Annotated in this window: 15 protein-coding genes; 9 read left to right on the forward strand and 6 right to left on the reverse strand. The window is 43.7% G+C overall.

Features of this window, described 5'->3' with window-relative positions:
• Window positions 1-15 precede the first annotated feature (15 nt).
• On the reverse strand, window positions 16-906 hold the full coding sequence (locus NH462_RS19875; RefSeq protein ID WP_253107479.1) for a LysR family transcriptional regulator: 891 nt from the start codon (window positions 904-906) through the stop codon (window positions 16-18).
• A gap of 107 nt (window positions 907-1013) precedes the next feature.
• On the opposite strand from NH462_RS19875, the gene NH462_RS19880 reads away from it, so the two are divergent.
• Both NH462_RS19880 and sbcB read left to right on the forward strand, forming a co-directional pair.
• Window positions 1014-2216 (forward strand): MFS transporter, encoded by a 1203-nt coding sequence (locus tag NH462_RS19880; RefSeq protein ID WP_253107487.1) that lies wholly within the window; start codon window positions 1014-1016, stop codon window positions 2214-2216.
• 305 nt (window positions 2217-2521) lie between these two features.
• Window positions 2522-3991, forward strand: coding sequence for an exodeoxyribonuclease I (sbcB, locus tag NH462_RS19885; protein ID WP_253107489.1), 1470 nt, complete (start codon window positions 2522-2524; stop codon window positions 3989-3991).
• A gap of 205 nt (window positions 3992-4196) precedes the next feature.
• Here sbcB and NH462_RS19890 read toward each other — a convergent pair whose 3' ends face one another.
• From NH462_RS19890 to NH462_RS19905, 4 genes are all read right to left on the reverse strand, one after another.
• Window positions 4197-5426: a lipoprotein-releasing ABC transporter permease subunit gene (locus NH462_RS19890; RefSeq protein ID WP_010372518.1), complete on the reverse strand. Its 1230-nt coding sequence runs from the start codon at window positions 5424-5426 to the stop codon at window positions 4197-4199.
• The gene (lolD, locus tag NH462_RS19895; RefSeq protein WP_253107492.1) at window positions 5419-6108 is read right to left on the reverse strand and encodes a lipoprotein-releasing ABC transporter ATP-binding protein LolD; all 690 of its coding nucleotides are present in this window, start codon (window positions 6106-6108) and stop codon (window positions 5419-5421) included. Before lolD ends, NH462_RS19890 begins: the two co-directional genes overlap by 8 nt.
• Window positions 6101-7300 (reverse strand): lipoprotein-releasing ABC transporter permease subunit, encoded by a 1200-nt coding sequence (locus NH462_RS19900; RefSeq protein WP_253107497.1) that lies wholly within the window; start codon window positions 7298-7300, stop codon window positions 6101-6103. The genes lolD and NH462_RS19900 overlap by 8 nt, the downstream gene beginning before the upstream one ends.
• 158 nt (window positions 7301-7458) lie before the next feature.
• The gene (locus tag NH462_RS19905) at window positions 7459-7938 is read right to left on the reverse strand and encodes an Lrp/AsnC family transcriptional regulator (protein WP_253107500.1); all 480 of its coding nucleotides are present in this window, start codon (window positions 7936-7938) and stop codon (window positions 7459-7461) included.
• A 114-nt stretch (window positions 7939-8052) separates the two neighbouring features.
• Between NH462_RS19905 and NH462_RS19910 the strand changes: the two genes are divergently transcribed.
• Entirely contained in the window at window positions 8053-8970 is a 918-nt protein-coding gene (locus NH462_RS19910) for a DMT family transporter (protein WP_253107502.1), read from the forward strand.
• A 292-nt stretch (window positions 8971-9262) separates the two neighbouring features.
• Here NH462_RS19910 and NH462_RS19915 read toward each other — a convergent pair whose 3' ends face one another.
• Window positions 9263-9577: a hypothetical protein gene (locus NH462_RS19915; RefSeq protein WP_253107503.1), complete on the reverse strand. Its 315-nt coding sequence runs from the start codon at window positions 9575-9577 to the stop codon at window positions 9263-9265.
• A 730-nt stretch (window positions 9578-10307) separates the two neighbouring features.
• Here NH462_RS19915 and dapE point away from each other — a divergent pair.
• The 6 genes from dapE (at window position 10308) to NH462_RS19945 (ending at window position 25945) form a co-directional block, all read left to right on the forward strand.
• Window positions 10308-11612 (forward strand): succinyl-diaminopimelate desuccinylase, encoded by a 1305-nt coding sequence (gene dapE / locus NH462_RS19920; RefSeq protein WP_253107504.1) that lies wholly within the window; start codon window positions 10308-10310, stop codon window positions 11610-11612.
• Between the two features lie 34 nt (window positions 11613-11646).
• On the forward strand, window positions 11647-20988 hold the full coding sequence (locus tag NH462_RS19925) for a hybrid non-ribosomal peptide synthetase/type I polyketide synthase (RefSeq protein WP_253107507.1): 9342 nt from the start codon (window positions 11647-11649) through the stop codon (window positions 20986-20988).
• Between the two features lie 56 nt (window positions 20989-21044).
• Window positions 21045-22700 (forward strand): NAD(P)/FAD-dependent oxidoreductase, encoded by a 1656-nt coding sequence (locus NH462_RS19930; RefSeq protein WP_253107508.1) that lies wholly within the window; start codon window positions 21045-21047, stop codon window positions 22698-22700.
• Between the two features lie 24 nt (window positions 22701-22724).
• A complete protein-coding gene (gene fldB / locus NH462_RS19935) occupies window positions 22725-23261 on the forward strand; it encodes a flavodoxin FldB (RefSeq protein WP_010372491.1) in 537 nt (178 codons plus the stop codon).
• Window positions 23262-23331: 70 nt separating this feature from the next.
• On the forward strand, window positions 23332-24996 hold the full coding sequence (locus NH462_RS19940) for an NAD(P)/FAD-dependent oxidoreductase (protein WP_253107509.1): 1665 nt from the start codon (window positions 23332-23334) through the stop codon (window positions 24994-24996).
• Window positions 24989-25945, forward strand: coding sequence for a sterol desaturase family protein (locus NH462_RS19945; RefSeq protein ID WP_253107510.1), 957 nt, complete (start codon window positions 24989-24991; stop codon window positions 25943-25945). Before NH462_RS19940 ends, NH462_RS19945 begins: the two co-directional genes overlap by 8 nt.
• Window position 25946: the final 1 nt, after the last annotated feature.

A 25946-nucleotide genomic window follows, 5' to 3' on the forward strand; every position in this document is an offset into this window, starting at 1 on the left:
GAAATCAATAGATGGTCATTGTAGCGCGCGTTCTAAATGTGCCAAAAACGCTGATATTTTTTTGGCCAGATGTTTACGCCCAGCATAGAACGCATAAAGCACAAGATCTTCCGGTTGCTGCTCCAACGTGATTGGTATCAGCGCGCCTGACTCAATTTCTGCCTTACAGGAGTTCAGTGGCAAGATTGCAAACCCAACCCCAGATAGCGCGGCAGACTTAGCTATAAACCCACTGTTGACTCTGAAGTTTGATTTTACATTCACCGTCGTTAATCTTCCTTCCTTGGTGGTAAATATCCAAGGCGTACCGTTTACGGCGGTAAGGGTTGAAATACAAGGAAGAGACTGTAAATCAGCTAATCTATACGGCGAAGTATGCTTTTCTAGCAAGCTAGGAGCTGCCACCACGACGCTTGGTAATCGAGCCAGCTCTTTGACCACCCAATTGCTATCCTCAAGCTTGCCACGATGAAAGTAGAGCACGACATCAAAGCCATCTAAGAGGTTTTCTCTTGGACTTAGGCTGGTATCACAACTTATTGAAATTAATGGATGTTCAGCGCAAAAGGTTACTACCGCTTGGCCAAGTATGGGGATATCGGGCATCATTATACGCAAATGACCCATTGGCGTAGAGGCATGTTTACTCACCTCTCGCAACGCATCCGACAGTGAATCGATTAACGGTTTGGTACTCACATAAAGCTGCTCACCCGCCTCTGTCACTGAGATCCGTCTTGTCGTTCGTTCCAACAATCTTGCATCAAGCTTTTCTTCAAGTAGTGCGACGTGACGACTTACGTTGGAGGTCGGGATATCCAGAAACTCTGCCGCTTGTTTGAAGCTTAAGCATTCATAAACACAGTGGAAACTGTTAAGCCACTGAGGGTCAATCTGATCAATCATTTTATTAGCCCAAAATATGGGTTTATCAATTCAATAATGGACACTTTATTACCTAATAAAGGCTAATACAATCAAGACTTCTTTGTTTATATCTATTAAGGATGTCCATGTTTTCAGCTTCAATGACCACCTTAGCAAGCCCAAAAGCGAAATTTGGGTTATGTTTTGTCATCCACTTTTTAATCGCATTAGATGCATTAATCATCGTGCCCTTTAGTGCAGAAATGGCGCTAAGTTCAAACACCAGCCCATCAAATTCAGGACTACTGGTTTCAGCTTATGCAATTGCCGCTGCTTTCACTTGTTTATGGGTGCGTGGTTCAGGCAACCTCTCAAAGGAGAAATACAAGGTCTTTATTTTTCTGTCAGCAACCACATTGTTAACCTTGCTTACTTCAGCACTCGAGAGTTTTTATACCCTGCTTTTCGTACGTGCATTAACTGGCATCTGTGGTGGCGCACTGGTAGTACTCAATCTCAACTTGGTGATCCAGCTAAGCCATGAAAACGACAAGAAAAAAGACACCGCGATACTGCTGAGTGCTTTTCCACTCGCCTTGGCAATTGGGATCCCTGCTCTATTATTTATCACAGCAAATCAAGGCTGGCAGTTGGGGTTCATGATACTAGGAAGTGGCTTAGCCATTACAGCGCTATTATTTACATTTATATTCCTCTCAAACATAAAGCAAGCTTCGCAAAGCAGCGATAGCAACCCAATGCCAAGCTACACATTTAACCCGACCAAAACCCTTAAATACGCTCTGTTCATCGCATTTTTTGTGGTGCTAAGTACATTTGCAATTTCAACTCAATTTCCGGTGATGCTAATTACCAACTTTAACATCTCAAGCCCAATGCTAAGCGCATGCTATTTGTTAAGTGGTGTGTGTTCGTTTATTGCAGTTCAGCTATACGCTCGACGTAAGCTAAACAATCACACAACCTCATACTTAATTTACTTTCTTAGTGGCTTGATGATATTGGCGGCATTGTTTGGCTTTACGATAAGTTCAGTTATTTTTGCAGCAGGACTTTTTACCCTGTTTGTGATTGCAAGCGCTACCCGCTCTATGATCTTAGTGACAGAACTTATAACCTCACTTCACGCAGAAGAGCGCAGTACCTTTATTAGTTTGCAAAATGCGATACAGCACTTTGCGATAGCCTCTGGCGGCACCATTGCAAGTTTGCTAGTCACGCCCCGCGAAAACCACACACTTAATTTTAATGTCTTGATTGTTGTCTCAACCCTATTGATAGTTATAACGGTTGTTATGTGGAAAAACTTTCAAAGAAAGCGCTTTTAATCGCGATTTAGTGATTGCTCAATAGATAATTGGACAGCTTGATAAAGCAATAAGTGATGTCACTTCCCCAATTATCGCTTTGATCTGCTTTAATAACACAATCCGCCATGGTTACGCCTTACTCTAAGCGCGCCTCTATGCGATAATGCCTATCTATCGTTAGTCATATGTATCCGCATAGCGGCAAACAGCTTAGTTATCACGATATACACACTGGTGTGAACTGATATACACAGTCGTCATAACATCACGACAAATATGATTAACCAAAACAAACAAAAACAGTAGAATAACTTTTTGATTTTATGACAAATACAAACCAATCAGATACACCAAATAATGCCCAGAACATCCCGACTATCTATTGGCACGACTACGAGAGTTGGGGTGCGACGCCGCAAAAAGACAGGCCAAGCCAGTTTGCTGGGATCAGAACGGATCTGGATCTCAATATTATTGGTGAGCCACTGATTGAGTATTGTCAACCAGCGCCCGACTATCTCCCGCACCCTCAAGCCTGTTTGGTCACAGGGATCACACCACAGTTAGCACTAAAAAAAGGCCTGACCGAGGCCGAGTTTATGGCAAAAATCCACGCGGAATTTGCCAAACCGCAAACCTGCGTTGCTGGATATAACAGTATTCGGTTTGATGACGAGCTGACCCGTTATAGCCTCTATCGTAATTTTTATGACCCCTATGAACGTGAATGGCAAAATGGCAATAGCCGTTGGGACATTATTGATCTAGCTAGAGCCTGCTATGCGCTTCGCCCTGAAGGCATTGAATGGCCAACCCGTGAAGACGGTAACCCTAGTTTTAAACTCGAACACTTAACCGTCGCCAATGGCATTGAGCATGGTGCAGCCCACGATGCCCTAAGTGACGTTACCGCAACGATTGCGCTGGCTAAACTGATTAAAACCAAACAGCCAAAACTGTATGAGTTCTACTTTAATCACAGACATAAAAAAGCGGTGTCGAGCCTAATCGACGTTTTCAATATGCAGCCTTTAGTACACGTTTCTTCTATGTTTCCGGCACAACAAGGTTGCACAACTTGGATTGCGCCGATGAGCTTTCACCCAATCAATAGTAATGCCGTGATCTGCTTTGATTTAACACAGTCGCCAGAGGTGTTGAATGACCTTGACGTTGAGGCACTCAAACAACGGCTTTATACAAAACGCAGTGAATTGGGTGAAGATGAGCTACCGGTCGGATTAAAACTAGTACATATCAATAAATGCCCGCTGGTAGCACCGGCTAAGACCCTCTTGCCCGAAAACGCAGCAAGGCTTGGAATTGACCGCGAGCAATGCCTGGAAAACTTAAAGTATCTTAAAGCACGTCCAGAGCTAAGAGATAAGGTTGCAGAAGTCTTTAGCGATGAAAAGGGATTCGAGAAACCAAGTAACCCGGATTATCAACTCTACGATGGTTTCACTAGCAAAGCCGATAAAGCCAAGTTTGCAATCATTCGCAATGCATCGCCTGAAGAGTTGGCAACCATTGAACTGGATTTTGAAGACGGTAAATTTAACACTTTGCTGTTTCGCTATCGGGCAAGAAATTGGCCACAGTCGCTCTCACCTGTAGAACTTGATAAATGGCGTAAATACTGCCAAAACAAGTTGATGCATAATGAAGATAACCCTTCAATTTCAGCCGAAGATTTTATGCTGGAGCTTGAAAATTTAGTCGCAGAAAATGAAGGTAATGAGCGCAATATGCAAATCTTAAAAGCGCTTTATCATTACGCTCAAAGCTTGTAAGAGGCTGGTTATCGGTCTAAAGATGTCGGCCCATTAGATGTCGGCCTAAAGATGTCGACCTAAAGGCCGACCTACGGTGCGTGTGTCATGGCAAATGAGATAAGGCCATGCAATGATGAATGGGCGTATCGGCCTGTAGATATGTCAGGCCATAGATGTCGGCCCATTAGATGTCGGCCTAAAGGCCGACCTACGGTTTTAGGTGTTACCCATTTCCCAGTACTTTGGCAGGATCCGTTTTGGTGGCTTGCCAAGCGGGATATAAGCTTGCAACGACTGCCATAACAAAAGTCGTGACCAAACTGATATAAATGTCTGTCCAAATAATTTTGCTCGGTAAGTATTCAATAAAGTAGACGCCTTCAAGCGGATTGCTATCACTCATATTGATCCAGGCTTTAAAAATATCTGGAATATTAATAGCAATAAAAATGCCTATCCCAGTGCCTAGCAATGCACCTATCCCTGCATACGTCACACCTTGTAGCGCAAAAGTCGAAAAAATCGTACTGTCCTGTGCACCCATGGTTTTCAAAATGGCAATATCCGCCCGCTTTTCTTTTACTTCCATCACCATAGAAGAGACGATATTAAAGCTCGCTACAGCGATGATCAAAAATACCACGAGATAGACGATAGTGCGCACCATCTGAATATCTTGATACAGTCCGCCTTGCGTTCGAAACCAAGACGATACGTACACTAAATCGGGTAATGCCCTACCCGCTGATGTCGCAATTTGCTGTGCCTGAAACACATCACTCACCTTGGCACGCAAGTCCGTTACTTGGTCTTCTCTAAAATCCATCGCCTCTTGCAGTGCGTTAAGTGGCACTAAGGCTAATGTTTGGTCAAGTGGCCCGCCCATATCGATAAGCCCCACCACCGTCGCCGTTAATCGCTTTGGCGCAGCGAGTGGATTATCCGAATGTTTGTTAGCAACCAAGAGCTGGATATTATCGCCAGCCACGACGCCAAGCTTGTCAGCTATCCCTTTGCCGATGATCACTTCACCCGGTTTTAGTGCTTTTAATTCCGCGCCTTTTATAAAATCACCTATGCTCGACACCGTATGGTGCCTATTCGGTGCGATCCCTTTTAACTGCGCCGCTTTTAAGGTGCCTTTGTATTGCAGCATGGCTGTTAAGTTAATTTCAGCCGTTGCGCTTACGACGCCACGCTGACTCTCCAAGAGCTCTACTTTTTGCTGCCACGCTTGAATAGGGTCGTAAGGTGCTTGATAACTCACTTGCGGCACCACCGACAACAGCCGCTGCTCTAATTGTTCTTCAAAACCATTAATCACAGAAAGTGCAACTATCAATACTGCCATACCCAGCATTACACCAAGCGTAGAAGCACGGGTTAAAAAACCAATAAAACCAAGCTGACGTTTAGACTCTCTAAAGCGTTTGCTTAAAAAATAACTAAGCATGCTGATACACACCTACTTTGCCATCGTCCAGTTGCACTGCACGACCAAGCTTATCTGCCAACTCTAAGTCGTGTGTTACAACAACAAAGCTGGTTTTTAGCTGCTGATTGAGTTCGGCCAGCAAGTCATAAATTCTCAGAGCATTATGCTTATCAAGATTGCCAGTTGGTTCATCAGCTAGCACCAGATCAGGTTCTGTCACTAGTGCTCTTGCTATCGCAACACGCTGTCTCTCCCCCCCAGAAAGCTCTGAAGACTTATGATCAGCACGATGACTCAAGCCCACTTTATCGAGCATATGTAATGCTTTTTCACGGGCTTGTTTTGCTTTATTACCGGCAATTAATAAGGGCATCGCCACGTTTTCAACCGCACTAAACTCCATCAACAAATGATGAAACTGATAGATAAAACCCAAATGCTTATTTCTAAATTCCGCCTGCTTTTTACGCGACAGCTTGCCAACTTCCACACCTTTGATTCTTACACTGCCGGTGGATGCTTTATCCAAGGTACCTAGAATATGCAGTAAAGTACTTTTACCTGATCCTGAGCTACCTACAATCGCAAGCATTTCACCTTGGGTTACAGATAAATCAACGCCTTTTAATACCGTTACTTCGGCTTTACCATCTTGGTAGCTTTTGACCAAATTTTGGCAGTCAATGACTAAATCACTCATATCTTAATACCTCTGCTGGCAGCACACTCGACGCGCGTTTAGCTGGATACAAGGTTGCTAAAAAGCTTAGCAATATGCTGCCCACTGCCATAATCGTTAAATCTGTTAGTTCTATTTTGACCGGAAGTTCAGCGCCACCAAGCAACTGGAGGCCTGCGAGGTGGAGCACCTCATTAATATTGTTCGACAGCAATAATCCACCAGCAACACCAATGAGTGTGCCAAAAACGCCGTTATACATCCCTTGCGCCATAAACACTTTTGCTATCATTTGTGGTGTAAAGCCAAGCGTTTGCAAAATAGCCACTTCCCCTTGCTTTTCACTCACCATCATAGATAGCGCTGAAATGATATTAAATACAGCCACTATCACAATAAGGCCAAGTAATAGCGACATAATGCGCTTTTCCATTGCAACCGCCGCAAACAATGTGCCTTGCTGAGTTTGCCAATCCTGTGTCTCGAGCCCTTGTAACAAGCTGTTCGCTTGCTGATAAAAATCTGGCAGGCTAAAAGCATCATATAAATGAATGTTAAGGTCGTATTGCTCTGGCTTATTGCGCATTAACCGCTGTAAACTCTTCCCGTCGGCAAATGCCAAATAAGTGTCAGCTTCGCTCTGGCCATCATATATAGCGGCAACGGTGAATAAGCGCTGCGTCGGTGTGCGGCCAAGCGGTGTGTATGTGGTGAATTCAGGCATGATCACGCGGAGTTGTTGACCAACGCTTACGCCAAGTTTATTGGCTAAATAGCGACTCAGGGCCACTTGGTATTTTTGCTCGTACAATCGAGTTAAACTGCCGGCACGTATGGCGTCATCCAACGCAGTTTCATACCCTTGAAATAGCCCTTGAAGTTGCACACCCACCAAATCTTGATTGGTTTGTAGAATTACGTCACTTGCAACATATGGCGAAACTTGCTTAACCAATGGATGATTTTCAATGGCTTGTAATTTATTTTGATCAAGTTGCTCATTTTCCTTAATTTGCACATGCGGGATCAAATCAAGCATGGCGGCTTTTAAGGTTTGCTCAAAGCCATTCATCACTGAGCTGACGGTGATCAAACTCATTAAGCCAAGGGCGATACCCGCAATTGAGAAAAATGAGATAAACGATATAAATGCATTGCCTTTCGCAGCACGGCTATATCTTAACCCAACAAAGAGGCTAACTGGTTGAAACATAATCTATCTCGTAAAAAACTGCTGCACGGATACTAACATACTCAAAACCAGATTGATGGCAGGATTGCTATAAAAAGTGTGACAAACTATAAATTTGTTGACGTTTAGCTGCGCCTTGCTGATCCCGTCAAAACTTTACTGCTCGCCATGCTTAGCGATTACCTTTTGCGGATCTGATATGGCACGTTTCTGCGTTTGACTATTGTTGATTTCACCACCGATGTGTGGGTATCACCCAGCGTCGAGACTTTATCCAGAATTTCGTCTAGCTTAGGCATACTCTCAAAACACAGCCTCACATAAAAACAATCCTCTCCCGTCACTTTGTCACATTCAATCACTTCAGGAATGTTTTGGATCATCGTTTCAAGTTGTTTTAGTTTACCGGGATGTTGACGAATACGCACAATCGCCGTCAGCGGGTAATCAAAGCTTTCTGGGTCTAATTCAATACTGTATTTACTAATTACCCCATACTCTTCCATACGTTTCATGCGCTCATTCACACTCGGTGAAGACATATTCACAGCACGAGCCATTTCAGCAACGGACACTCGGCTGTTGTTTTCTAACAGCTTTATAAGCTTGCTATCTATCGCATCAAGCGACCATTTTTCATTATTAATTAGTTTTCGCATTTTTGCCTTTCATTTTTAGGAAATTAGAAAAATTAGCCTTTTATTGTCTATTAGTAATACGGCAAACCCTAAGTAATATGCAAGTATAGAATTGAATATATCAAGGTGTGAACAATGTTTGGCTCAGATAAAGAGAAAGGTTCAATAGAGATGATAATAGCTATGGTGCTATCTGGCACCATAGGATACTTTGTCGTCAGTGCAGAACAATCCTATTGGAACGTGGTATTTTTACGTTGTGTTATTGGCGCGTTATGCCTTCTCGGATACGTGCTCGTGACAAAGCAACTGACAAAAGAGGTATTTAAAGGTCCCGTGTTTATGACCATCTTGCTCGGCGGTATCGCGCTGGTCGGAAACTGGGTGCTGTTATTCGCCTCGTTCGACTATATTCCTTTTTCAATTTCAATTATCGCATATCATCTACAACCTTTAATGTTGGTATTATTAAGTGCGGTGCTTTATCGTCAGTATCCAAGTAAAGCAACCCTTTTATGGTTGGCCATCGCCGTGCTGGGGTTATGGTTGGTTGTTGGGATCCCTTATCAAGAAATAGTCGCGGTTATTTTTGCACAAGAGAGCAATCAAGCCGTTTTTGGTCTGCTACTGGCGCTCGGAGCAGCGTTTCTGTATACCATTACAACGCTGATGACGAAAAAGGTAAGCCAAGTGCCATCCGGTGTGGTTGCTGTGATCCAAATCTTTTTTGGTGGCTTATTTTTGTTGCCTTGGGTTGACTTTGCACACTTCTCAGAGACTTCATCGAGCTGGGGTAATATCTTATTCTTAGGCGTCGTCAACACAGGGTTTATGTATGTGATCATGTATGACGCGTTCCAACGCCTAAGCACCACATTAATTGCTATTCTTTCTTTTATTTATCCGGTCGTGGCGCTGTTTGTAGATTTTATTGCATTCGAGCACACGATTTCGATACTACAAACGCTTGGGATTGTTTTAATCTTAACGGCAGTCAGCGCTGTAAAGTTCGATTGGAAGTTAGGTAAGTTATTTAACCTGAGGTTTGGATAAGGAGTGTTCCAACTCATTGTTGCTTAAGCACAACTTAGTTTTTCCTTGTCTAGCCAGAGAGTTTTAGGGAAAACAAGGCGAATTTACGCACCAATAGCTGGCTATTGGAAGTGAATTCAACGCAGTTAGCGCTAAAACTGGCTGCTAGAAAGGCATTAATTATCCGCAGCTCAGGTTATTTAGCACACCGAAGCAAAAAGTCAGTTAATTTAGCTAATCTGAACTTAAAGGAAACAGCAGTGATAAAAGCAGAGTAAAGTGCAAGTACTTTGCTCTGCCGCTGTTGACTAGATTACTGCTCTAGGTAACAAATAACCGCAGCTTGCTTAGGGTTGCTTTGCGTATCTTCAATTAGATAGCTCGCTTTTTTACTGTTTTGGCATAAACACATGTCGTAATGACTGATCATGTAAGCATTACCAACAGCATCCTCATCCGTTTTTTGGATGCTACAGGTAGGCTCTCTCCAAATTGGATCCCAGCCGCTTTGGCCAATAGCAACAATTTTAATGTTTTGTTGAGTAACGAGGGCTTTCGCCTCTTCTACTTCTTGAGCAGATACACACAATGCAGTCAATGCAACGAGTGCGGTGATTAGCTTTTTCATTTTTCATCCTTAATTTAAGTCAGCGCTATAGATAAAAAACAGCAAGACACTGTAACAGTAATCAAAATATTGAATAAAAACTCTATAGCGTTTGCTATTTTATTCATTAAATATGACAACTCAAGAATAAATTCATTAAATTTATAAAAACAACTTCAACCTTAAAGCATCATCACAAAAAAATCTTGCCCACTTACGTAAATACACACCTTTTGGATCTCTCATTAATTAGAATAAATTGACATATAAAACATCACAACGATAACAAAGAGAGATAAGAAAGGTTAATTCCATTTATCTTAATAGCTTGCTTTACACAATAAACTCGCACCATTTAAAAATTCACAATTTCATTATCCTAAACACCATAACTTTTTTAATTCCGAATAACACAAGACATAGCTAAAGCAATAAAAACCCACTACTGATTATTAAGAGGAATTATTTTTCAGACATTCAGAATATTAGTACATAGAGCATTTACACCAAACTTAATTCAATAAAACTCAAATATAAAAACCAGATAAAAAGCACTGTAAATAACAAAAATAATTAGTCCATAAAAAACAACAATGAAATTATTTAGGTTAATTTAGTCAAAATAAAATCATTAGCATCTAAAGAATTTCGATGTTTGAATACGCAACTTGTGAACACAGTGTAATTAAAATGTGCACAAACGAGCTTTTAATTGCCTATTTATCATACTTCTGCATTAAGGTTTTTTGAGATGAATGACTTTTCTTCAAACACTTGTTACGAACTTGTCTCTGAAGCGCTAGAGGATATCGAGGCTCTACATGAGGAGTTTCAAGGTGTTGAAGAGGATGAACATGCCAGCCACCGCGTTGTTGACATTGCACGGCAGTTAGTCGCATTCAAATCAATCACGCCGGATGATGTTGGGTGTCAACTGTGGTTAGCACAAGAGTTACGGGCTTTGGGCTTTTCAATCAAGCACTTGCCTGTTCGTGATGTGAGTAACTTAGTAGCAAGTATAGGTAACAATAGTGACGCTAGGTTTGCTTTTCTTGGTCATACCGATGTAGTACCGGCAGGAAGTGCACAAGATTGGCAGTTTAACCCTTTTAAGCTGACAGAACACAATGGCTGTCTCTTCGCCAGAGGTATTGTTGATATGAAAGGCGCTATTGCCGCCTTTTTCTGTGCAATTGAGGCTTTAGTGACAGAATTTGGAGTACCGGAAAAAGAGCTTTGGTTGCTACTCACCAGCGACGAGGAAGGCGAAGCGGAACACGGAACCAAGCGGATCGCTCATTTTTTAAAACAGCAGCGTATTGCATTTGATTTTGCCTTGGTCGGAGAGCCAAGCTCAGAAGCGTATGTAGCAGACACACTGAAAGTCGGTCGTCGTGGCGCTTTGTCTTTTACCGTCAATTTACATGGTAAAAGTGGACATGTGGCTTACCCTCAAAAAGCGACCAATGCCATCCATTTGGCGCAAAATATTATGCAAGCACTATTGTCGCAGGATTGGCCAAAGCACTGTGATAACTTTGACTCGACCACGCTGCAATTCACCCATGTAAATTCAGGAAATTTTGTCGACAACATCATTCCAAGCCAATGTCAGCTAAATTTTAATATCCGTTATACACCCGCATACGACGAATATGAATTGGTCGAGCTGGTAAGAGAGGCCATCGAAGAACATACGCTCAATTATGCATTAACGACCAGCAACCCCTGCCAACCCTATTACTGCGTAAATAATGATGAGATCTCTTCTCCATCCCTCGCTATCGTCTGCGATGAAATCAACAGTCAATGTCATTTCACACCAAAACTATCGACCGCAGGGGGAACGTCGGATGGCCGCTTTATTGCTGAAATATCGACCTCAGTACTAGAACTCGGACTGGTGAACAAAACCATTCATCAAATAGATGAACACACAACAACATCCGACTTAATCCAGCTTCAACAGCTTTACTACGGCATCTATAAACGCCTGCTCTACCCTACGCTTCATGTTCACTCAACCGCTCAAGATGAACTGCTGCAACTTCGCTAATTAATAGAAAATAGATAACTTCAAGGAATGCATTATGGCAATCGAAAATGAACGCTCTGTTCACCCCGAAAACGACACGCTACCGATAGCAATTATTGGCATGGGTTGTCGTTTCCCAGGTCACGCGAATAGTCCTGAATTGTTTTGGGAAAATATTAAACATGGTGTCGATTGCATCATAGAAACCCCAGAATCGAGATGGAATATCGATACTCATTATTCGTCTGTAAAAGCGAATAAAGGCAAGTTGAGCTCAAAATGGGGTGGCTATATCGATGATATCGATAAGTTTGATCCAGCATTTTTTGGGATCACGCCTCGTGAAGCCGAGTTTATGGACCCTCAACAACGTAAACTGCTGGAGGTAACTTGGGAAGCGTTGGAAGATGGTGGGCAAAAGCCATCTGAACTCGCAGGAGAGTCGGTCGGTGTTTTTATGGGTGGGTTTACGCTTGATTATAAAATTATGCAATTCACTAACCCAGATTTTGATAACATTGATGCTCACACTGCGACGGGTGTCATGATGACGATGCTTTCTAATCGCATCTCTCATACTTTTGACTTTAATGGCCCCAGCATGTCAATCGATACTGCTTGTAGCTCCTCCATTGTCGCGTTAGATATGGCCTGTAAAAGTCTACAAACCGGGGCCAGTAATATGGCGCTCGCAGGTGGTGTGCTATTACATTTGGCACCACAATATACTGTATCCGAGTCTAAAGGCGGTTTCTTATCTCCGACTGGTTTTTCTCATGCTTTTGACGACTCCGCCAACGGCTATGTCCGTGCTGAAGGCGCTGGCGTCGTTGTGCTCAAGCGCTTAGATGATGCGATTAAGGATGGCGACCCAATTCATGCGGTGATCTTAGCCACCGGTGTAAATCAAGACGGTAAAACACAAGGGATCACGGTACCAAACGGCGATGCCCAATTGCGCTTGATGAAAGAAACCTATGCCAAAGCGAATATTGACCCCGGTAAAGTGCAGTACATTGAAATGCACGGCACAGGCACGCCTGTTGGCGACCCTATTGAAGCAAAGTCAGTTGGAACACTCCTTGGGATCAACCGTAATCAAGACGATAAATGCTACATTGGCTCAGTAAAAACCAATATTGGCCATACCGAGGCAGCCGCAGGCATGGCTGGTTTGTTCAAAGCGGTCAAAGCCATTCAAAACAAACAGATCCCACCGCATTTACACTTAAAATCAATTAATCCTAAGATTGATTACGCCAACGCGCCGTATGAGATCCCCACTAAACTTACACCTTGGCCTAAGCATGAAGGTTTAGCCGTTGCGGGGGTAAACTCCTTTGGTTTCGGTGGAACCAATTCCCACGCGGTTATTCAAGAATTTGTTGCGCCAGAAGTGCCATCAATACCTCCAGCAAATGAGAATGGCCTAAAACTTTATCCATTGAGTGCAAGAGATCAACACGGGATTCATCGCTTTGCCAAAGCGCATAATGAATTTTTGCAAGACAGCGATGCATCACTCAATGATATTATCTACACATTGGGTGAGCGCCGTGAACACCATCAATATCGTCATGCAATTTGTTTCAAAAATGCAGAAGATCTGCAACAACAACTGCAAACATTAAGTCATGATGCTGAATTTGCTGCGGCCAGTACATTGCGCACACTGAAAAAAGATGAGCAAAAAATCGTGTGGGTTTTCACCGGCATGGGGCCGCAATGGTGGGCAATGGGCCGTGAGCTGTACCAATCAGAGCCAACTTTTAAAGCGATGATCGATGAGTGTGATAGCTATATGTCAGCGCTTACAGATTGGTCATTGGTTGATGAAATGCTTGCCGATGAATCAGCGTCAAACATGCAATACACTTGGCTTGCTCAAACGGCAAACTTTGCCGTACAAGTCGCACTTGCAGCAATGTGGCGTCAGCACGGCATTTCGCCTGATGCCATTGTTGGCCACAGTACCGGTGAAGCGGCGGCATTTTATGAAGCTGGGGTCTACTCATTAAAAGATGCTTGCACCATCGTAGTCCATCGTAGCCGTTTACAACATCAATGCCGCAACACAGGTAAAATGATGGCGGTAGGACTTTCTGACAGTGATGTCACGCCTTATCTCAACGACCAAGTTGAAGTTGCAGCGGTAAACAGTCCAAACTCTGTCACCCTCGCAGGTGAAGAAAATGCATTACACAGTATTGAAGCACAACTGAGCGAAGCGGGTGTGTTTTGCAAGTTTCTCCGCGTTGAAGTGCCCTACCACAGCCAGTTTATGGAACCGATAAAGGCCGAATTGCTCGAGTGTTTAGCTGGTATTCAAGCTAACACCGCACATACTCCATTGTATTCAACGGTAACAGGAACACTTGCTGAGGGACCTGAGCTTGATGCTAACTATTGGTGGCTCAACGTCCGTCAAGCCGTGCGCTTTGTTGATGCCACCCGCGCAATATTACAACAAGGTTATCAAGCATTTTTGGAACTAGGTCCACACCCTGTGCTTGGCGCATCTATTGCCGAAACAGCAGAAGAACAAAGTTGCTCAAGTGTTGTCGTCTCGAGTATGCGCCGTAAATCCGACGAACAACACACCTATTACCACGCTGCAGCTCAACTATTTGGTTTAGGCTTTGAATTAAATTGGTCAGCCATAAACGGTCGAGGTAAGTTCACTACTTTGCCAACTTACCCGTTCTTGCAAGAGCGCTTTTGGACCGAGCCTGAGTACTTTAATCAAGTGCGTTTAGGGCAAAGTAACCATGCTTTCTTGGGCCGTAAACGCAGTGAAGCTGAACATGTTTGGAACGCGGTAACCGACACAAATCGCGATAGTTTTTTAAGCTGTCACCAAATCCAAGGGAATACCCTCTTCCCTGCTGCTGGCTTTATTGAAATGGCGTATGCTGCAGCCAAAGAGACTTGGGGCAATGGTAGCTATGCACTCGACCAGTTTGTCATCGATAAAGCGTTATTTTTGAATAATGAACATGCACCCAATGTGCAATTCATTTTGCACCATGATGAACCGAATTTTAAAGTGGTAAGCCTTGAAGATGGCAAGACGACCCGCCATGTTCAAGGGACAATCCGCCGAGTACAAAGCGCAAACCTTGCTGAGCCTATTGATCTCAATGCTATTCGTAGTGCTGCCACCAGCGCACAGCAGCACGATGAGTTTTATGCACACCTAAAAGAGTTTGGTTACGAATATGGTCCATGTTTTAGAGCCATTGAACAGATCTGGGCAACAGACAACGGCGTGCTTGCCAAGATTTCTTGGCCTACTCAACTTGAGCGAACAGCACAATTTACCCTACACCCAAGTCTATTAGATGCATGCTTCCAAACGTTAGTATTTACGGAACTTGCAGGTGCTAATGCTCAGCAATTTTCTATCCGCTTACCTGTGATGCTAGAGCAGATCTTGCTTTGCGAGCAGAACAATACTGACTTTTGGTGTTATACCCAAATCACTCATCGTGACGACGAAAAAACGGTCGGTGATTTATACCTCTGTGATGAATCAGGTCAAGTCTTTGGTGTTATCAAAAACTTTATTGCGCAAAGTGTTGACTCCGCTGCAAGTGGGATCACCACCAGAACCATAGATAGCTGGCTTTACCAAGTTAATTGGCTTGCAGAGCCAGAGCAGGAAATACAAGAAACCGACACATTGGGTCGTTGGGTGCTTCTCGCAGATCAATCAGGAACAGCTGAACAGGTAGCCGACCGTTTAGCAAAGCTTGGCCACTCTAGCTGTATCGTTAAATCTGGAGAATATTTTGATATCGACAGAGACCATTGTCATGCATGGCTAGTTCCCGATTCACGGGATCACCTGTCACAACTTATCGAGACTTTGGGCAAACAAGAAATTCGTGGCGTTGTGCATTGCTTTAGTCTAGATAACAGCGCAATAGAATCACTAACTCTTGCTCAGCTGCAAAGAGAAAAACGTCATTCGCTGCATTCATTGTTGAACCTGGCCAAAACCGTAGTGGAACAAGACTGTAAATTCCCGCTTTACGTGGTAACACGTAACGCTAGCCTCGTTAATAGCGAGCAACTTACCGCGGTGATGTCCGCTTCGTTAACTGGATTTAGCCGAGTGCTCGCACAGCAAGAATTGGTTGATAATTGGGGTGGCCTCATTGATGTTGATGGCCAAAATGATGCCGAACATATCACAGCCAGATTATTAAGTGACCGCCAAGAAGGGGAAGTTGCTTTTAGGGAAAATCAGGCCTATGTTGCTCGTTTAGAGCAGGCAACGTCACTTCAACCCGCCTTCCCAACTCGCGTGCAAAGCCATAAAGCACAATTGATCACGGGTGCATTTGGTTCAATCGGTCAGTTAGTTTGTCAGCTACTCGTCGATAGAGGTGCACGAAACCTCATTTTGCTTGGTAGGAGTCAATTACCTGAGCGTAAGAGTTGGTCAGAACTTACCTCAAGCGACCGTAACTATGATCGCGTTCGGTTTATTCAACACCTTGAGGATCAGGGCGTTAATGTCTCGTTATGGCAGACAGACTTAACTCGAGAGCGTGAACTTCACGCGGCCCTTGAGTCTTATCATCTAAGTGCACAAGCACCGATCAACGGATTATTTTTCTGTGCTGGTATCGTCAATGACACCTTACTTGGCAATATGGATACCAGAGCATTTGACGGTGTGTTTGACACCAAAGCGATTGGTGCGTTGATGCTTCACAAAGCACTCAGTAAAGTTGACCTCGAACATTTTGTACTCTTCTCCTCTGTCGCGGCTCAAGTCACTACCGCAGGACAAACAAACTATGCTTCTGGCAATGCTTTCTTAGATGCCCTCGCCCACTACCGTCGCAATCAGGGTCTTCCGGCGCTGAGTATCAACTGGGGTCCTTGGGCTATTGGTATGATTGAAGAGTTGGGTCTCGCCGAACATTACAAGGACCAAAGGGGCATGAACTGCATCTCACCAAGTGCGGGGATGGCTGTGCTTGAACGTATTCTAGACCAAGATCAACCTCAACTCTTAGTGTGTGACGCCGATTGGTCCAAAGTAACCAATTGGTATGCAGGAAAGCCGAGTTTATTTAGTCACTTGGCTACCCAAGAAAACGACAAGCAAAGCCACCAAGAGCAAGAGTTTGCTCCTTTATACCAGCAAACAGACAGCGCGCTTCGGTTACCGCTTGTTGCCGATCATCTCGCTAATGCTGTCAGCCAAGTATTACGCTGTAAACGAGAGCAAGTGGAATTAGATCTATCGCTCGGTAATCTCGGTATTGACTCTATTATGGCAACAGAGCTGAGAAATAAGATCACCACCCATTTTGGTGAAACCCTAACGATTGTACGCCTTCTAAGTGGTGCATCTATCAACGAATTAAGTATAGAGCTTAATGACAAACTCGTTGAGTCGCTTGGCTTTGAAGTCATAACCACAGAAACATCACAGGTTCAGCCGGTTTCCGAGACCAAGGTTAACTCTATTATCGTATCTGATGCCAATGTGGAAGCTGAATTCCCACTTTCCTATGGACAAAAAGCGATTTGGTTTATCAATCAACTCAACCCAAGTAGCGCTTCCTACAATATCGGCGGCGCGATGCACATTCCTAGTGCCCTGAATATCGACGCGCTGAAAAAAGCCCTTAGTGCTGTAGTTGCTCGCCACCCAATGTTAAGAACAAACTTCTTCTTTAAAGATGGCGAACCCTATCAAAGAGTCTGGACTCATCGCGAGGATGCACTGCAAGTCATTGATGTACATGGTAAGTCTTGGGAAGATATTCAACCTATGATGATTGCAGACAATGAACAGCCTTTCGACCTTGAGCACGACCCGCTGTTTAGACTGTATTTGTATAAGCAGAATGATCAAAGCTACTACTTTGCAGTGACGATTTATCACATCATCTCAGATGCATGGTCAAATTACATGTTTATCGATGAAATGCAGTCACTGTATGCGCATTTTGCAAAAAGTGAACCGTTAGCACTCAGCGAGATAACGTCAAGCTATGAAAAATTTGTCGATTGGGAAACACGCTTTGTTCACTCTCCACGCGGCGCGGCAAACTATAAGTTTTGGCAGAATCACTTACCTGCTGAGATCCCCGTATTAGACCTTGCAACCGACAAACCTAGACCTGCGGTACTCACCAACGTTGGTGATTCATATCATTTTGAGTTGGATAAAGCCCTCACGTCTTCATTGAATACCCTTGCAAAGGCACAAGGGTCCACCATGTTCATGGCGTTGCTTAGCATCTATTACGCAGTCATGCATAAATATACTCAGCAGGATGAGATCATTATTGGCAGTCCCGTGGCCGGTCGTACAAATCCAGAGTTTTCAAACGTCTATGGTTACTTTGTGAATCCCCTACCGCTATGCGCAAGGTTTGATCCTGAAACGCACTTTACTTCGCTTTTAGCGCAGGTGAAAGACATTACCCTCAACGCACTAGATCACCAAGAATATCCGTTTGCGCTGTTAGTGGATAAGCTTGGTATTGAACATGATGCCAGCCGCTCGACGGTATTTCAGGTCATGTTTGTAATGCTCAATCACCGCGTTGAGCAATCGCATATGGATGAAAATAATGTCGCGTACTATAAGGGCTTTCCTATGCAATTCATGGAACTGCCTGAAGAAGAAGGTCAATTTGACATTACGCTTTCGACCTATGAAGAAAATGGCGTGTTCAAAGGCACATTAAAATATAATACCGATCTATTCGAAACCGAAACGATAGCGCAGCTGGCTCGGGACTATATCGCACTGACGCGAATGGTCGTTGATAGTCCAAATCGGCCACTTTCGGAGCTTGCCTTAACAAGTCCAGACGCAATAGATGCCTTGGCGACATTTGCTGAAAGTCAACAAAACGCACCTGCATTACCGACTTTGGTCAGCCAAATAGAAAATGCGGCGCAACATAGTCCTGAGCTTCCTGCCCTTAGCATTGCCTGTGAAGCAAATGCTGGAGAACTGGCTGCTACTTTGAGCTATTGCGAACTGAACGGTCAGGCAAATCAGTTGGCGCGACTAATTAATTCGCAGCTAGATAACCAACCTAGTCAAACGATTGCCTTACATTTTGAAAAATCTATCGCATTAGTTGTTGCTTGTATCGCTACGTTAAAAGCAGGTCATCATTTTGTGGTAATTGACCCGCAGCAACCCAATGAACGCAAGCAACTGTTGCTTGAGCAAAGTCGCTGCGCGTTTCTACTTTGCGAAGAAGCGCTAACATCAGATCACCCTACACTACTTTGGGAAAGCTTCCAAAGCCAACGAGATGAAATCAGCGAGCACAATTTGGCGTTAAATCATCAGCCAAATGACATCGCGTATATTGTCTTTACTTCTGGCTCTACGGGTACGCCAAAAGCTGTCCAGGTCAGCCATCAAAACTGGGCTACGATCGCTGTGGACTGGTTAGCCCAATTTGATTTAGCACCCACCTCTCATCATTTACAATTGGCCAGCCCAACCTTTGATGTGTTTTGTGGCGATCTCGCGCGCGCATTTTACAATGCGAAGCACTTAGTGTTGTGTCCTAAAAATATGATGCTGAACATGCCGGTGTTGTATGACCTCATTGAGACACAGCAGATTGATACGGTTGAGTTTGTGCCCTCTGTGGTTCGTAATCTCATCTTATTCGCAAAGCAAAGTCAGGTTGGATTCACCAGCTTACGTAGAGTGATTGTTGGCTCTGAGCAATGGCAAATCGCTGAATACCGCGCACTCAAAGGATTGCTACAAGAAGATGCTCGACTATTTAGCTCCTACGGCACATCTGAAGCAACCATAGACAGTAGCTTCTTTGAGGAATCAGAGCAGTACTTAGAAACCAGTACGACAGTGCCAATCGGCAAGCCTTTCAATGCAACGCAACTTATCTTGCTCGATAAGCAAAACCGATTGGTATCGAGTAACGCAGTCGGCGAAATTGCAATTGCAGGGCAAGGCGTAAGCCTTGGCTACCTCAATAATCCAGAGAAAAATGCCAGTCAATTTATTCAACTTCCCGTATCAGAAAATAGCACCATACGGGTGTATAAAACGGGTGATTTAGGTAAGTGGGACAAACACGGAAACCTACATATTCTGCAACGTATCGACAACCAAGTAAAAATACGAGGTCACCGCGTTGAGCTAGGAGAAATTGAGTCTAGCATCAACCAGATCCCAGGAATTAAGCGAAGCTATGTAAAAGGAATAGAAGTACATGGGCAAACCCAATTAATTGCCTACTTTGAGTCGGAGCTTGCGGTCGGTACTGAATTTGTCCTCGAACAGTTAGAGAACCAGCTACCAAGCTATATGGTACCTAGTAAGCTAGTTGCCATTGATCAATTTCCATTACTGAGTAACGGTAAAATCGATGCGGCGGCATTGCCACAGGTTGAAGTCGCTGAGTTGGTAAGAGCATTCGTAGCGCCTGCCACCTTATTTGAGCAGCAGCTCGCTGAGATTTGGTCCAATATGCTAGGGCAAAAATCCATTAGTCTTCATGATGACTTTTTTGCCCTCGGCGGTAACTCTTTATATTTGATTGAGCTAATGGTCAGGATCCAATCAGCCTTCAGCATCAAAATGGAAGTTAATCAGCTATTTAGATTTACAACCTTACATGGCATGGCGAGTGCAATTGAAGATGTAGTAACAGGAAAAGAAACGGGCGCGTCCCCTTACCTTATCTTCAATGCGGGTCAATCTAGTCGTTTATTTGCACTGCCGCCAGCGGGTGGTTACAGCATCGTCTACAAGGCATTTGCCGACGCATTGCCTAACACTGAAGTGATCTCTTTTAACTACCTCGAAAGTGGCACTAAGGTTAGCGACTATGCCGACCAAATTATGCAAATTCAACCTCATGGTCCCTATACCCTATTTGGATACTCCCTTGGCGGTAATTTAGCCTTTGAGATTGCTAAGGAGCTGGAAAGCCGAGGTCAACGTGTCGGGGATGTAGTGATCTTAGACTCATTCAGGATCACCGAAACAATCAAAATGCGGGAACAAGACTTCGCGCACTTTGAGCAAGAGTTAAAAGCACATTTCGCCCGCCACACCGGCTCAAATACGGTACACGAGCATACACTGGCACAAGCGAGAGACTATATCGATTGGTGTTATGAAGTGAAAAATCTAGGTCAGGTTCACGCAAAACTGCACTTTATCGTCGAGCAAAATGCACATGCAGAAGCTGCTCGTCTAACCAGTTGGGATGCAGCATCAGACGCCGAGGTCATTACCTATCAGGGAGTTGGTAAACATGAGGAAATGTTGATGCCAGATATGATGCAGGCAGGCAACGGCGCAATTATGCAAAGTATTCTGCAAGATACCCAAAGCCAAGCGGTAATAGCAACAAACGTGGAGTAACAGCTTGCCCCAAAGCCTTCGCTTTGGGGCTTTCTAACGACTTTAAGGACAGAATTATGACCACACAAAGACAATCTATGATCATCATAGGTGCCGGCATGGGTGGACTCTCAACCGGTAGCTATGCACAAATGAACGGCTACAAGAGCGTGATCTTAGAACTGCACGATATTCCAGGCGGCTGCTGCACATCGTGGGAACGCAGAGATTATATTTTTGATTGGTGTATTAGCTGGCTACTGGGTAGTGGCACAGGCAACGGCATGAATCAAATCTGGCAAGAGTTAGGTGCGCTGGATGATAAAGAAATTAGAGACTTTGAAATCTTCAATTCAGTTATTGATGAAGAGTTAGGAGAAGTACATTTCTACGCAGATCCAGATAAACTTGAAGCCCACCTCTTGAGCATTTCTCCCGCTGACAAGAAACTCATCAAACAATTTTGCGATGGCATTCGCGAATTCGTCAAAATGATAGACGCTTATCCTTTTCTGGTGCCAGTTGGCATTATGTCACGCTGGCAAAAGCTAAAAATGATGTGGCCGTTTATCAAAAAATTTAATTTAATCCGCAAATCCATGGCGACATTGATGTCGGACTTTGCCGCTAAGTTTTCACACCCGCTGCTGCAAAAGGCATTTAACGTTATCTTTTATGAGCAACATCCTAGTTTCCCGCTATTACCTTTCTACTTTAATTTGGCCTGCGCGGCGAAAAAAAATGCAGGTGTGCCCGAAGGTGGCTCCTTAGGCCTCGCACAATCGATGGAAGCAAGATATAAAAAGTTGGGGGGTGACATCATATACAACACCCGAGTACACAAGATCTTGATCGAAGACAACAAAGCCATCGGTGTCGAGCTCAGCGATGGCCAAAAAATGTATGCTGATATCGTGATCTCAGCATGTGACGGTACGGATGTGGTAAAAAACATGCTTGAGGGCCAGTATTCCAGCTCTGTGTTAGACAAGCTATACGACGAGTTAAGGGAGACCGATGGTCAAATGTTCCCAGGATACGTCTCTGTATTTTTGGGAGTAAACAAGGACTATACCCATCAACCTCATTGCCGCACCCACTTGTTAGACCAACAAGATCTGGTCCACTGCCCTGGTATGACGCACCCGGGGATCAATGTGCAGGTGCGCAATGTGTACTACCCGCATATCGCCCCAGAAGGCAAATCCGTGCTTTATATCACTTACTTCTCAACTTATGAGCCATGGGCTGAATTAAATAATTTCCAAGAAACAACGGCGACTAAACGCCATCACACTAGGGTCAAGCGTAGCGTTCAATATCGCCTCGCTAAAAAGACCTTAGGTGAATTTATAATCGATAAGCTCTCCACTCATTTTGAGGGACTAAAAGAGCATATCGAATATATCGACATCGCGACCCCTTTGACCCAAGTTCGCTATACCCGCAACAGCAAAGGAACGGTATTGGCGTGGCAGCCATTTTTGGAAAGTGGTGAAAGTTTAGAAGACGAAATAAATGCCAACGGGACAACGGGACTGCCAGGCCTTAGCAACTTTTATATGGCTGGTCACTGGGTGACAACCGGCGGGTTGATCCGTGCAGCAGCTACAGGCAGACATGTTCTGCACTTTGTATGCCGTGATGATGACAAGCCGTTTCAGGCTTGGATCGGTGAAAACTCACTACACCAACCTCAATCTTATAGCGAACAAAAGCAGCATGTTGCTTAACCAAGAGAATTAAAAGGAAATATTATGAGTACTCGTATTGGCCTATTTTATGGCAGCACAACAGGTAACACTGAAGCCGCAGCAGAATTAATAAAAGCAAACCTAAACCAGTTTACCATCGACCTCTTTGATATAGCAGACACCGAATTAACCTTAACCGAGAACTATGAATTTTTGATTTTTGGGATTTCAACGTGGGAATACGGTGGTTTACAGGATGATTGGGAATCACGTTGGGAGAGCCTAGCACAACAGGATTTCAGCGGAAAAATCGTGGCTATCTTCGGTCAGGGCGATCAAGTTGGTTATGACGAGTGGTTTCAAGACGGTATCGGCATCTTACACGATAAACTAACCGAACAAGGCGCCACAGCAATTGGTTACTGGCCAAATTCAGGTTACCACTTCACCAAGTCGAAAGGGCTAAATGAAGACGGCAGCGAGTTTCTCGGCTTGTCGCTTGATGATGATAACCAACCAGAACTCACCGAGCAGCGCATCAACGACTGGTGCCAAGAGATTGCCGCCGTGCTTCAAGAGCTTGCCTGCGAAACAGCTTAAGGCCATCAAGATAACTATTCGGCGATGCTTAACTGTATTACATGCACGCCGAATATGACAAGGAATAACAATGTCAAAAAATACAAAATCAGTCATTATTATCGGAGCTGGCATGTCAGGTCTAAGCACCGCAGCATACAGCCAGATGAATGGTTACGAAACGACAATATTTGAGCTACATGAAACTCCCGGAGGATGCTGTACTTCTTGGCAGCGAAAGGACTTTACTTTTGATTGGTGTTTGAGTTGGTTAAAAGGCACAGGCCACAAAGATGAGATGTCTTTAATTTGGAATGAACTAGGTTGCCTCGATGACGTTTCAATCTACCATATTAACACATTCAACACCGTAATTTTTCCAGATGGACAAAAAGTTACTTTCCACGCAGATCCCGATAAGCTCGAGTTAAGTTTAATCGAACAGTTTCCTGAAGATACCAAGCATATTAAAGAGTTTTGCGGCTATATTAGAAAACTAGCTGGTTGTAGTCCCCACTTTCCATTTCTAAAAAATACTGGACTCATGACATGGTGGGAAAAAGCTAAAATGATGTGGAAGTTGCTTCCCTACATGAAAACATTGATGAACACAATGTCTATCAGTATAGAAGACTACTCAAAACGCTTTAATAATCCTATTTTAGCTGAATCTCTTAACTGGATAATTTATGACAGACTTGGGAATTTTCCAGTTATGCCCTTCGCTTTTAATATTGCTAATGCCGCGGATAAAACGATAGGAGTTCCGGATGTCGGCTCATTAGGATTGGCTAAAAAGTTGGCTAGCAGAGTGAAAAAACTAGGTGGAAAAATCCACTATAAAGCGAAAGTCGACCAAATTTTGGTTGAGAACAATAAAGCTATTGGGATCCGACTAAGCAACGGACAAGAACACTTTGCAGATTACGTGATCAGCGCAAGCGATAGTTACAACACAACACAACACTTATTAAAGGGTGCCTACCCTCACCCTGTAATGGATAAAATGTATAGCCATCTGCATAGCGATCCAAAGGGCATCATTTTTCCTAGCTTAGTTGCCGTATTTATTGCCGTTAATAAGGATTACACTGATCATGATCCTTATTCAACCTATCTAATAGACGATAAACTGAAATCAGAGTTGATAGGTATTAACCACGGCGGAATAGCTGTACAAGTTAGAAGCACTCTATTACCAAAGCAGGCTCCTGAAGGTAAGTCAGTGCTCTACATTACTTACCTTACTGACAGTCAACCATGGCAAAATTTAAACGCAAACAGTGTTCAATCCGAACATATCAGTATTGGACGAAATAGTCACACCCGTCGAAGACGCTCTGTAGAATATAAAGTCGCCAAGAAAGATGTTGGCTCTAAGATACTACAATTTCTTTCTCAGCACTTTGAGGAATTAGAGAACAACGTTGAGTTTATAGATGTTGTCACACCGCTTACTTGTGAACGATATACCAAAAACTACAATGGCACAGTATTAGGTTGGGACCCATTCTCTCCTTACTCAGAAGAGTTTGAAAAATACATCAACAGACATGGGCCCACTTTACCTCACTTGGATAATTTCTATTTTTCGGGTCACTGGGGAACATCAAATGGTGTAGCTCAGGCCGTGGCTAGCGGCAGACATATAGCCCAATATCTTTGTCTACAAGATAGCAAACGGTTTCGAGTTACGCCTTTTTTAAGCAATGCCAACACTGCGACGCAACCAAAAGAGAATGAACAATATGCATAACTTAGCTACAAAAAATAGGGCCGCTAAAGCTATGAGTATACTCTGCTACCCAGTCATTTTCTTAATAGTTAGTGCAATTAGTTTGCTTGCGATTACAGAAAAACTTGAACTTGGTATCACTACTTTTTTCACCGTTTTATTCGTTATTTTTTTCTTCGTTGTGATGGAAAGAATAAATCCTTTTCGGCACAGCTGGCATCCAAGCAAAAAGGAATGGCAAAGAGATGGACGTTATTTCATTTTAGTGATGATTTATGGCGCGATTGGCGCGGGCATCATTCGCACCATCTCCATTTATTTGGCACCTCAGGAAAATGCACTAACACTGTCACAAAATGTGTTACTAGCAATTCTCGTTAGTTCATTTACGGGGTATTGGCTTCATAGATTGCAGCACAAGTACCTATCTTTGTGGAGCTTTCATGGTATTCACCATACTCCGAACAAGGTAACAACAAGTAATAATGTTGTTGTACATCTATTTGAAGTAATTATAAGCGCAGTTACTATTCAACTTATCTTTCTATTATTAGGCTTTTCTGCCGAAAGCGTATTTATTGCCGGTCAATTTACGGTATTGCAAGGGTACTTCATACACGCCAATATCAATGTCAAAATGGGATGGCTAAATCACCTTATTGCAACCCCCGAGTTGCACCGGTTTCACCACAGTACCAACTTACAAGAAGCAGGAAACTACGGCTCTGAACTAAGTATTTGGGATAAAGCCTTTAACAGTTTCCAGTACCACCCAGAGCGCTCACCTCAGGAAATTGGTGTTACTAAACCACATTTGTTCCCTGCCCCTTCGGCCATTGGACTTGGTATTTTGCACCCTTTTAAGTGGTTTATAAGTTCAAAAGGCAAACGTCCAAATTACAGCAATATTGATAAACGCACGGCAAATAGGCCGAAAAAAGTGCCATCAACAACCCATGATATTGGATGAT

Origin of the sequence: Pseudoalteromonas sp. OANN1 (genome assembly GCF_024124685.1) — a bacterium.
Classification (GTDB): Bacteria; Pseudomonadota; Gammaproteobacteria; order Enterobacterales; family Alteromonadaceae; genus Pseudoalteromonas; species Pseudoalteromonas piscicida.

What these genes read in the sequence shown, in the direction of transcription:
- NH462_RS19875 (WP_253107479.1), bottom strand. Translation starts at nt 906, where the DNA reads ATGATTGATCAGATTGACCCTCAGTGGCTTAACAGTTTCCACTGTGTT.
- NH462_RS19880 (WP_253107487.1), top strand. Translation starts at nt 1,014, where the DNA reads ATGTTTTCAGCTTCAATGACCACCTTAGCAAGCCCAAAAGCGAAATTT.
- sbcB (WP_253107489.1), top strand. Translation starts at nt 2,522, where the DNA reads ATGACAAATACAAACCAATCAGATACACCAAATAATGCCCAGAACATC.
- NH462_RS19890 (WP_010372518.1), bottom strand. Translation starts at nt 5,426, where the DNA reads ATGCTTAGTTATTTTTTAAGCAAACGCTTTAGAGAGTCTAAACGTCAG.
- lolD (WP_253107492.1), bottom strand. Translation starts at nt 6,108, where the DNA reads ATGAGTGATTTAGTCATTGACTGCCAAAATTTGGTCAAAAGCTACCAA.
- NH462_RS19900 (WP_253107497.1), bottom strand. Translation starts at nt 7,300, where the DNA reads ATGTTTCAACCAGTTAGCCTCTTTGTTGGGTTAAGATATAGCCGTGCT.
- NH462_RS19905 (WP_253107500.1), bottom strand. Translation starts at nt 7,938, where the DNA reads ATGCGAAAACTAATTAATAATGAAAAATGGTCGCTTGATGCGATAGAT.
- NH462_RS19910 (WP_253107502.1), top strand. Translation starts at nt 8,053, where the DNA reads ATGTTTGGCTCAGATAAAGAGAAAGGTTCAATAGAGATGATAATAGCT.
- NH462_RS19915 (WP_253107503.1), bottom strand. Translation starts at nt 9,577, where the DNA reads ATGAAAAAGCTAATCACCGCACTCGTTGCATTGACTGCATTGTGTGTA.
- dapE (WP_253107504.1), top strand. Translation starts at nt 10,308, where the DNA reads ATGAATGACTTTTCTTCAAACACTTGTTACGAACTTGTCTCTGAAGCG.
- NH462_RS19925 (WP_253107507.1), top strand. Translation starts at nt 11,647, where the DNA reads ATGGCAATCGAAAATGAACGCTCTGTTCACCCCGAAAACGACACGCTA.
- NH462_RS19930 (WP_253107508.1), top strand. Translation starts at nt 21,045, where the DNA reads ATGACCACACAAAGACAATCTATGATCATCATAGGTGCCGGCATGGGT.
- fldB (WP_010372491.1), top strand. Translation starts at nt 22,725, where the DNA reads ATGAGTACTCGTATTGGCCTATTTTATGGCAGCACAACAGGTAACACT.
- NH462_RS19940 (WP_253107509.1), top strand. Translation starts at nt 23,332, where the DNA reads ATGTCAAAAAATACAAAATCAGTCATTATTATCGGAGCTGGCATGTCA.
- NH462_RS19945 (WP_253107510.1), top strand. Translation starts at nt 24,989, where the DNA reads ATGCATAACTTAGCTACAAAAAATAGGGCCGCTAAAGCTATGAGTATA.